Annotated in this window: 8 protein-coding genes, 1 pseudogene and 1 riboswitch; of the genes and pseudogenes, 8 read left to right on the top strand and 1 reads right to left on the bottom strand. The window is 68.1% G+C overall.

Going from position 1 to position 8,571, the window contains the following annotated elements; genetic code table 11:
- Window positions 1–312 precede the first annotated feature (312 nt).
- The 5 genes from ON33_RS28910 to ON33_RS28890 all read left to right on the top strand — a co-directional run bounded on the left by ON33_RS28910 (window position 313) and on the right by ON33_RS28890 (window position 3,826).
- A complete protein-coding gene (locus tag ON33_RS28910; protein ID WP_040862287.1) occupies window positions 313–759 on the top strand; it encodes an Rv0361 family membrane protein in 447 nt (148 codons plus the stop codon).
- A 62-nt stretch (window positions 760–821) separates the two neighbouring features.
- Window positions 822–937: riboswitch (SAM riboswitch) on the top strand.
- A gap of 14 nt (window positions 938–951) precedes the next feature.
- Window positions 952–1,374 carry a rhodanese-like domain-containing protein gene (locus ON33_RS28905; RefSeq protein ID WP_040862286.1) on the top strand — a complete coding sequence of 141 codons (423 nt, stop codon included), beginning with the start codon at window positions 952–954 and terminating at the stop codon, window positions 1,372–1,374.
- A 34-nt stretch (window positions 1,375–1,408) separates the two neighbouring features.
- Window positions 1,409–2,623: an O-succinylhomoserine sulfhydrylase gene (locus ON33_RS28900; protein WP_040862285.1), complete on the top strand. Its 1,215-nt coding sequence runs from the start codon at window positions 1,409–1,411 to the stop codon at window positions 2,621–2,623.
- A 106-nt stretch (window positions 2,624–2,729) separates the two neighbouring features.
- Window positions 2,730–3,371 (top strand): type 1 glutamine amidotransferase family protein, encoded by a 642-nt coding sequence (locus ON33_RS28895; RefSeq protein ID WP_040862284.1) that lies wholly within the window; start codon window positions 2,730–2,732, stop codon window positions 3,369–3,371.
- Window positions 3,368–3,826 carry a MarR family winged helix-turn-helix transcriptional regulator gene (locus ON33_RS28890; protein ID WP_040862283.1) on the top strand — a complete coding sequence of 153 codons (459 nt, stop codon included), beginning with the start codon at window positions 3,368–3,370 and terminating at the stop codon, window positions 3,824–3,826. Before ON33_RS28895 ends, ON33_RS28890 begins: the two co-directional genes overlap by 4 nt.
- Here the strand turns inward: ON33_RS28890 and ON33_RS28885 are convergent, their stop codons facing one another.
- The gene (locus tag ON33_RS28885; protein WP_083869376.1) at window positions 3,827–4,585 is read right to left on the bottom strand and encodes an HAD-IIA family hydrolase; all 759 of its coding nucleotides are present in this window, start codon (window positions 4,583–4,585) and stop codon (window positions 3,827–3,829) included.
- Window positions 4,586–4,882: 297 nt separating this feature from the next.
- On the opposite strand from ON33_RS28885, the gene fgd reads away from it, so the two are divergent.
- The 3 genes and pseudogenes from fgd to ON33_RS28870 form a co-directional block, all read left to right on the top strand.
- On the top strand, window positions 4,883–5,890 hold the full coding sequence (fgd, locus tag ON33_RS28880; protein ID WP_040862281.1) for a glucose-6-phosphate dehydrogenase (coenzyme-F420): 1,008 nt from the start codon (window positions 4,883–4,885) through the stop codon (window positions 5,888–5,890).
- A 133-nt stretch (window positions 5,891–6,023) separates the two neighbouring features.
- Window positions 6,024–8,102 carry a phosphate acetyltransferase gene (gene pta / locus ON33_RS28875; protein WP_040862280.1) on the top strand — a complete coding sequence of 693 codons (2,079 nt, stop codon included), beginning with the start codon at window positions 6,024–6,026 and terminating at the stop codon, window positions 8,100–8,102.
- A pseudogene (locus ON33_RS28870) lies at window positions 8,102–8,571 on the top strand (acetate kinase); the annotation flags it as partial. The gene pta and the pseudogene ON33_RS28870, both read left to right, overlap by 1 nt.

Here is an 8,571-nt window from a genome sequence, read left to right as displayed (position 1 = left end):
CATTCTTCCGCGCACCCTTTGGGTCGAAACTAACTTGTCGTCAAAACTCAGCCGTCGTTCTTAGCTTAGGCTAAGTTGACGCACTGGCTTCGGTGACCGTCGTCGGCCCCCGTCGCTGCAGCGTTGCTGTGTAGTCTTGCTATTCCCGCGCTGGGGCGGAAATTCTGCTGATTCTATCGATGGCGCACGGGGCCCTGCGCGCGCAGGGCCGTGAACTGTGGGAATGCCGAGGCCCGGAGCGGGGGAACGCCGGGTCGCGGACTGTGGCGATGCCGTGGCCGGCGGACAGCGGCGACCAGGCATGATCTACCCATGAGCGACGTCGACGAGACTGCGGAGGGCCCATCGGTTCCGATCGACCAGAACGAGGCCCGCACCATGTGGCCGTTCCTGGTGGCGGCGAGCGTGATCGCCGTGGTGATCCTGGGCATCGTGATCGCGACGCTGGTCTCGCCGGTTGAGAAGAATGTCACAGATTCCGATCGGCTCGCGGTGGCCGCCGGCAACTTCATCAATTCCCGCAGCGACACCGGTAAGTACGATCCGGCCCTGTCCTGCAAAGGATTCGACGAGAACGCCTCGCCGCTGAAGAGCGTGGCCGCGTCCGGCGGGAGCATCTCGTTCGACAGGCTCGCCGATCCGGCCGTCGACGGCGACAAGGCAACGGCCCAGGTCACTTTCACGGCCGGGGGCGTCCAGACCACCGCGACCTGGCGCTTCACCCGGGAGAATTCCCGCTGGTTGGTCTGCAATTCGTGACATGGCCCGAAGTCACGGCCGGGGTTTGACAGTGGGGCCGTTTTTTCGGCAGGCTCATCCCAGGTCATGAGTACCAGCGCCAAGCCCCGGCTGGCTGGTCGGCAACCCTCCTCCGCGGTGGGGTGCTCCGGGTGACGACCTGGCCTCGCATCGAACAGCGATGCGGCAAGTGCGGATTCACAGGAGGTACAAGTGAGCTACGCGGGTGACATCACGCCGAAGCAGGCGTGGGAGTTGTTGCGCGACAACCCCGATGCGGTCCTGGTGGACGTGCGCACCGAGGCCGAGTGGCGGTTCGTGGGCGTGCCCGACACCAGCGGCATCGGCCGGCCGACCGCGCTGATCGAATGGGTGGATGTCAGCGGCACGCCCAATGCCCGCTTCACCGACCAGCTGAAGCAGGCCCTGGGCGAGCGCGGCCAGGATTCGGCGGCGCCGGTCATCTTCATCTGCCGTTCCGGGCAGCGCTCCATCGGCGCGGCCACCGCCGCCACCACGCTCGGCATCGCCCCGTCCTTCAATGTGGTCGACGGTTTCGAGGGTGCGCTCGACGGGCAGGGCCATCGCGGCAGCACCGGCTGGCGTGCCGACGGCCTGCCCTGGCGTCAGTCATGAGTTCCGTGTCCGGCCCGATCGCAGGGAGGCAGTCATGATCACCGGCGGTTCCTTCGACAAACCGCTCCCCGAGGGCGTCGGCCCCGCCACGCAGGCCGTGCGGGGCGGCACCCGGCGCTCCGGCTTCGACGAGACCTCCGAGGCGCTGTTCCTCAATTCGGGCTTCGTCTACGAGAGCGCCGAGGCGGCCGAGGCGTCCTTCACCGGCGATATCGAGCACTTCGTCTACTCCCGCTACGGCAACCCGACGGTCGCCATGTTCGAGGAGCGGTTGCGCCTGATCGACGGCGCGGAGGCCTGTTTCGCGACCGCCTCCGGCATGTCCGCGGTCTTCACCGCGCTGGGCGCGCTGCTCGCCGCGGGTGACCGCCTGGTGGCGGCGCGCAGCCTGTTCGGCTCCTGCTTCGTGGTGGCCAACGAGATCCTGCCGCGCTGGGGCGTGGAGACCGTCTTCGTCGACGGCGAGGACCTGAACCAGTGGGAGCAGGCGCTGTCGGTGCCGACCCAGGCCGTGTTCTTCGAGACCCCCTCCAACCCCATGCAGACCCTCACCGATGTGCGCGCGGTCTCCGATCTCGCGCACGCGGCGGGTGCGAAGGTGGTGCTGGACAACGTCTTCGCCACCCCGCTGCTGCAGCGCGGCTTCGATCTGGGCGCGGACATCACCGTCTACTCGGGCACCAAGCACATCGACGGCCAGGGCCGGGTGCTCGGCGGCGCGATCCTGGGACCGAAGGACTACATCGACGGTCCGGTGAAGAACCTGATGCGCCACACCGGTCCGGCGTTGAGCGCGTTCAACGCGTGGACGCTGCTCAAGGGCCTGGAGACCATGCCGCTGCGCCTGCGCCAGTCGGTGGACTCCGCGCTGAGGATCGCCGGGTTCCTGGAGACGCATCCGGCCGTGGCCTGGGTGAAGTACCCGTTCCTGAGTTCTCACCCGCAGTTCGAGCTGGCCAAGCGTCAGATGTCGGGCGGCGGCACGGTGATCACCTTCGAGCTGAAGGCCTCCGAGAACGAGGCCAAGAAGCGGGCCTTCGAGGTCCTCAATCGCTTGCGCATCGTCGATATCTCCAACAACCTCGGCGATGCCAAGACGCTGATCACGCATCCGGCCACCACCACCCACCGGGCGATGGGGCCGGAAGGCCGTGCGGCCGTGGGCATTACCGACGGCGTGCTCCGCATCTCCATCGGGCTCGAGGACGTGGAGGATCTCCTCGATGACCTGGATCAGGCGCTGAGCTGATCCGACGAGCCTCCGACAGGGCCGGAACCCACTGGGTGCCGGCCCTGTCTGGTTGCGGCACCAGCGGCAATTGACAGCCTACTGTCAAACATGACAGCATGCTGTCATGATGAGAACAGTCCACATGGCCGTCTACGACACCTTCTCGGACTGGGAGGCCGGGCATGCGACCGCACACATCAACCGCGCCCTCTGGCACCGCGAGCCGGGAACCTGGCAGGTGAAGACCGTCGCCCGCGGCGCCGAGCCGATCACCTCGATGGGCGGCATGCGCATCCTGCCCGACCTCGTCCTCGACGATCTGCGGCCCGCCGACAGCGCCATGCTGATCCTGCCGGGCCTGGAGACCGAGCACGATCCCGAGACGCCGGCCGCTTTCGCGCGCAAGGCCCGGGAGTTCCTGGCGGCCGGAGTGCCGGTGGCCGCGATCTGCGGCGCGACGTTCGCGTTGGCGCAGGAGGGGCTGCTCGACGATCGCCCGCACACCAGCAATGCCGCCGAATACCTGTCCTACACCGGATATTCGGGCGGCGCGCACTTCGTCCAGGCGCCCGCCGTGACCGGTGGCGATCTGATCACGGCGTCCGGCACCAGCCCGGTCGAGTTCGCGCGCGAGATCCTCGCTCGCCTGGACGTTTTCGAGCCGCACGTGCTGGAGGCCTGGTACCGGCTGTACGGAACCAACGATCCCGCCGGCTTCTACGCCTTGTTCGAATACGAGCAGCAGCGGGCGGCGGCCGCGCGATGACGCGCACCGCGCAGGACCTGTTCGGGGCCGCGGCCGTCACCACCTTCAAGCTGAACGGTCAATTCCTCTCGATCGCAGAGGAATTGGCCAGGCCGTCCGGAATCACCGTCGCGTGGTGGATGGTGCTCGGCGCGATCCTGCACGAGCCGCTGCCGGTGGCCGGTATCGCCCGCGAGATGGGCATCACCCGTCAGAGTGTGCAGCGGGTGGCGGATGTGCTGGCGGACAAGGGATTCGTGGAGTACCGCCAGAACCCGGCGCATCGGCGCGCCAAGCTGGTGGCCATCACCGAGGCGGGCCACGACGCGGTGCGGCGGATCGACCCGCAGCACGCGGCCATGGCGGATCGGCTTGTCGCGCAGCTGGGTACCGAGCAGCTCACCCGGATCGTGGACGCGCTGACGAGCCTGTCGGCCGCCCTCGACGCGCTCGGGGGCGACGCGACTGGTGCCTGACTAGACCGCGAACGGGTCCTTGGTCTTGCCGACCAGGGCGGCGACCGACGGCAGGATGATGGTCGGGCGGTACGGGAACTGCTCGACCATGGCCGGGGTGGAGATGCCGGTGGTGACCAGGATGGTCCGCATGCCGGCCTCCAGGCCCGCGATGACATCGGTGTCCATCCGGTCGCCGATCATGACGGTGGACTGCGAGTGCGCGCCGAGTCGGCGCAGCGCCGACCGCATCATCAGCGGGTTGGGCTTGCCCACGTAGTACGGGGTCTTGCCGGTGGCCTGGGTGATGAGGGCCGCGACCGAGCCGGTGGCCGGGAGGATGCCCTCGCGGGAGGGGCCGGTGGCGTCGGGGTTGGTGGCGATGAAGCGCGCGCCCGCCGCGATGAGGCGGATGGCCTTGGTGATGGCTTCGAAGGAGTAGGTGCGGGTTTCGCCGAGCACCACGTAGTCGGGATCGGAATCGGTGAGGACGTAACCGATTTCGTGCAGCGCGGTGGTGAGGCCGGATTCGCCGACCACGTAGGCGGTGCCGTCGGGCCGCTGGTCCTGGAGGAATGCCGCGGTGGCCAGGGCGGAGGTCCAGATGGATTCGGCCGGGATGTCGAGGCCGGTGTGCTTGAGCCGGGCCGCGAGATCACGCGCGGTGTAGATCGAGTTGTTGGTGAGCACCAGGAACGGCGTGCCGTTTTCGCGCAGTTCGGCGAGGAACTGATCGGCACCGGGCACCATGTGGTTCTCGTGCACCAGGACGCCGTCCATGTCGGTCAGATAGGAGAGGATCGGTTCTGCGCTCGAGTTGGTCACGCGCACATTCTCCGCTATCCGCGGAACGAAAGCTCATATATTCCGGGGCCGGCGGCCCGCCCGGCCGCCGGCGCGACCGGAATAGCCTGCGCCGATGCGCGGTTCGACCTCTCGGGTGTGACCCCTGCCGCATCCCGGCCCGGGTATGAGACCTATGGTGCGAGGTAAGCCCGTTCGCGCCGCCCGGCCGGACGGTCCGGCGGGAGGTTGGCCCGCACAGCTCGAGCGCAGCATGGCGACAGGAGTGCCCAGGTGAAAGACCTCAAGCTCGGTTACAAGGCGTCCGCGGAACAGTTCGGCCCGCGGGAACTGGTGGAACTCGCGGTGGAGGCGGAGGCGCACGGCCTCGACAGCGCCACCGTCTCCGATCATTTCCAGCCGTGGCGGCACAATGGCGGGCACGCCCCGTTCTCGCTGGCGTTCCTGGCCGCGGTGGGCGAGCGCACCAAGCGCATTCAGCTCGGCACCTCGGTGCTGACCCCGACCTTCCGCTACAACCCGGCGGTCATCGCGCAGGCCTTCGCGACCATGGGGTGCCTGTACCCGGACCGCATCATGCTCGGTGTCGGCTCGGGTGAGGCGCTGAACGAGATCGCGACCGGCTTCCAGGGCGAATGGCCGGAGTTCAAGGAGCGTTTCGCGCGGCTGCGCGAGTCGGTGGAGCTGATGCGCGCCCTGTGGACGGGCGAGCGGGTGGACTTCGACGGCCAGTACTACAAGACCGTCGGCGCCTCCATCTACGACGTGCCCAAGGGCGGCATCCCGGTCTACATCGCCGCGGGCGGTCCGCTGGTGGCCCGCTATGCCGGCCGGGCCGGTGACGGCTTCATCTGCACCTCCGGCAAGGGCATGGATCTCTATACCGAGAAGCTCATGCCCGCGGTCGCGGAGGGCGCGGCCAAGGCCGGTCGCTCGGTCGACGACATCGACCGGATGATCGAGATCAAGATCTCTTACGACACCGATCCCGTTCTGGCGCTGGAGAACACCCGCTTCTGGGCCCCGCTGTCGCTGACCGCGGAGCAGAAGCACTCCATCACCGATCCCATCGAGATGGAGGCCGCGGCCGACGCGCTGCCGATCGAGCAGATCGCGAAGCGCTGGATCGTGGCCAGCGATCCGGACCAGGCGGTCGAGCAGATCAAGCCGTACCTGGACGCGGGCCTGAACCATCTGGTCTTCCACGCGCCCGGGCACGATCAGCGCCGGTTCCTGGATCTGTTCCAGCGCGATCTGGCGCCCCGTCTGCGCGCGCTCTGACCATTCGCGCCACCCGCGTTCCAGTGACATTCGGGGACCGGCGGCCCTTGCGGGCGCTCGTCCCCGGACGATCGTCATGGTGTAACCGGGTACACGCGGAAATCGGCCCATAACGGTCGGTAGGCTTTCGCCCATGGCTGCCACACCGGTTTCCAGTGTGTACATCGCGTCACCCGAGGGCGACACCGGCAAGTCGACGGTGGCGCTCGGAGTCCTGCAAGCCCTCGCGGCCACCACTCCGCGCGTGGGCGTTTTCCGGCCGATCACCCGGTCCGCGATCGGGCGCGACTACATTCTCGAGCTGCTGCTCGAGCACTCCACCTCCGATGTCGACTACGACCAGGCCATCGGCGTCACCTATGAACAGGTGCACGAGGATCCGGACGCGGCGATCAGCGAGATCGTCATGCGCTATCACGCGGTCGCCAAGCAGTGCGACGCCGTGCTCATCGTCGGCTCGGACTACACCGATGTCGCCAGCCCCAGCGAACTGCGCTTCAACGCCCGCATCGCGGTGAACCTCGGCGCGCCCGTGCTGCTGGTGGTGCGCGGAATGGGCCGCACCCCTGAGGGATTGGGCCAGCTGGTGGAGCTGTGCCGCACAGAACTGGTGGCCGAGCACGCAAAGCTGGTGGCGGTGATCGCCAACCGGTGCGAGCCCGCGCAGCTGGAGGCCGACGCCGCCGCGCTGAAGCAGGCCTGCGCCGTGCCGTCCTGGGCGCTGCCCGAGGTGCCGCTGCTGCAGGCGCCCACCATGGAGGAACTGCGCGAGGCCATCGGCGGCGTGCTCTACAGCGGCGACCCGGAACTCATGCAGCGCGAGGCGCTCGAGGTGATCGTCGGCGGCATGACCGCCGAGCACATTCTGGAACGCCTCACCGACGGCGTCGCCGTCATCACGCCCGGCGACCGCTCCGACGTGCTGCTCGCCCTGGTGAACGCCCATGAGGCAGAGGGCTTTCCGTCGCTGGCCGGCATCATCATGAACGGCGACATGCTGCCCGAACCGTCCATCGCGCGGCTGGTGGCGGGCCTCAAGCCCCGGCTGCCCATCCTGTCCACCGATCTCGGCACCTTCGAGACCGCCAAGGCCACCGCGCTCACCCGCGGCCGGGTCTCCCTGTCGAGCATGCGCAAGGTGGATACCGCGCTGGCCGTCATGGAGGAGCGGGTCGATCCGCGGGAACTGCTGCGGCAGATCGAGGTTCCGATTCCCAACATCGTCACCCCGCAGATGTTCGAGTACCAGCTCATCGAGCGCGCTCGCAACGATCGCAAGCGCATCGTGCTGCCCGAGGGCGACGACGACCGCATTCTGCGGGCCGCCGGCCGGGTGCTGCAGCGCAAGATCGCCGACCTCACCATCCTCGGTGACGAGGCCACCGTGCGCGGCCGCGCCGCCGAGCTGGGCGTGGACATCGAGGGCGCCGAGGTGCTCGATCCCAAGACCTGCCCGCTGCGTGACGAATTCGCCGAGGAGTACGCCCGGTTGCGCGCCCACAAGGGCATGACCGTGGACCGTGCCCGCGAATTCATCAGCGACATCTCGTATTTCGGCACCATGATGGTGCACATGGGGGTCGCCGACGGCATGGTGTCGGGCGCGGCGCACACCACCGCGCACACCATCCGGCCGTCCTTCGAGATCATCAAGACCGAGCCGGGCGTGTCCACGGTGTCCAGCGTCTTCCTCATGTGCCTGGCCGACCGGGTGCTGGTGTACGGCGACTGCGCCGTGGTGCCGGACCCGACCTCCGACCAGCTGGCCGATATCGCCATCTCGTCCGCGCGCACCGCCGTCCAGTTCGGCATCGACCCGCGGGTGGCCATGCTCTCCTACTCCACGGGCGAATCCGGTTCGGGCGTGGACGTGGACAAGGTGCGCGCCGCCACCAAGCTGGTGCACGAGCGTGCGCCGCAACTGCTGGTGGAGGGCCCGATCCAGTACGACGCCGCGATCGAGCCGACGGTGGCCAAGACCAAACTGCCGAACTCCGAAGTGGCGGGCCAGGCGACGGTCTTCATCTTCCCGGACCTCAATACCGGCAACAACACCTACAAGGCGGTGCAGCGCAGCGCCGGGGCCGTGGCCATCGGCCCGGTGCTGCAGGGCCTGCGCAAGCCGGTCAACGATCTCTCGCGGGGCGCGCTGGTCGCCGACATCGTGAATACCGTCGCGATCACCGCGATTCAGGCCCAGCAGGAGGCGTGATGAAGGTTCTGGTCATCAATTCCGGATCCTCGTCCATCAAATATCAGCTGCTCGATCCGGCGACCGCCGACGTCTGCGCGCACGGCGTGGTGCAGCGCATCGGCGAGGCGGTCGAGCCGGACGCGGTGACCGTCGAACACACCTCGGGCGAGAAGACTCTCGAGTATCAGGGGGCCATCGCCGATCACGCGCAGGGCCTGCGTGTGGTGTTCGAGCTGTTCATCGCGAGCGGCCAGGATCTCGCGCACGCCGATCTGGCCGCGGTCGGGCACCGGGTGGTGCACGGCGGTGAGATCTTCTACCAGCCGACCCTCCTCACCGACGAGGTGGTGCGGGCCATCGTGGACCTGTCCTCGCTTGCGCCGCTGCACAATCCGCCCAATGTCATCGGCATCGAATCGGCTCGCGCGCTGCTGCCGGACGTGCCGCAGGTCGCGGTGTTCGACACCGCCTTCTTCCACAACCTGCC

The sequence above is a fragment of the Nocardia niigatensis NBRC 100131 genome (genome assembly GCF_000308655.1).
GTDB classification, from domain to species: Bacteria; Actinomycetota; Actinomycetes; order Mycobacteriales; family Mycobacteriaceae; genus Nocardia; species Nocardia niigatensis.
The sequence above is the reverse complement of the archived record's forward strand: the minus strand, read 5'-3'. Positions and strand labels throughout refer to the sequence as shown.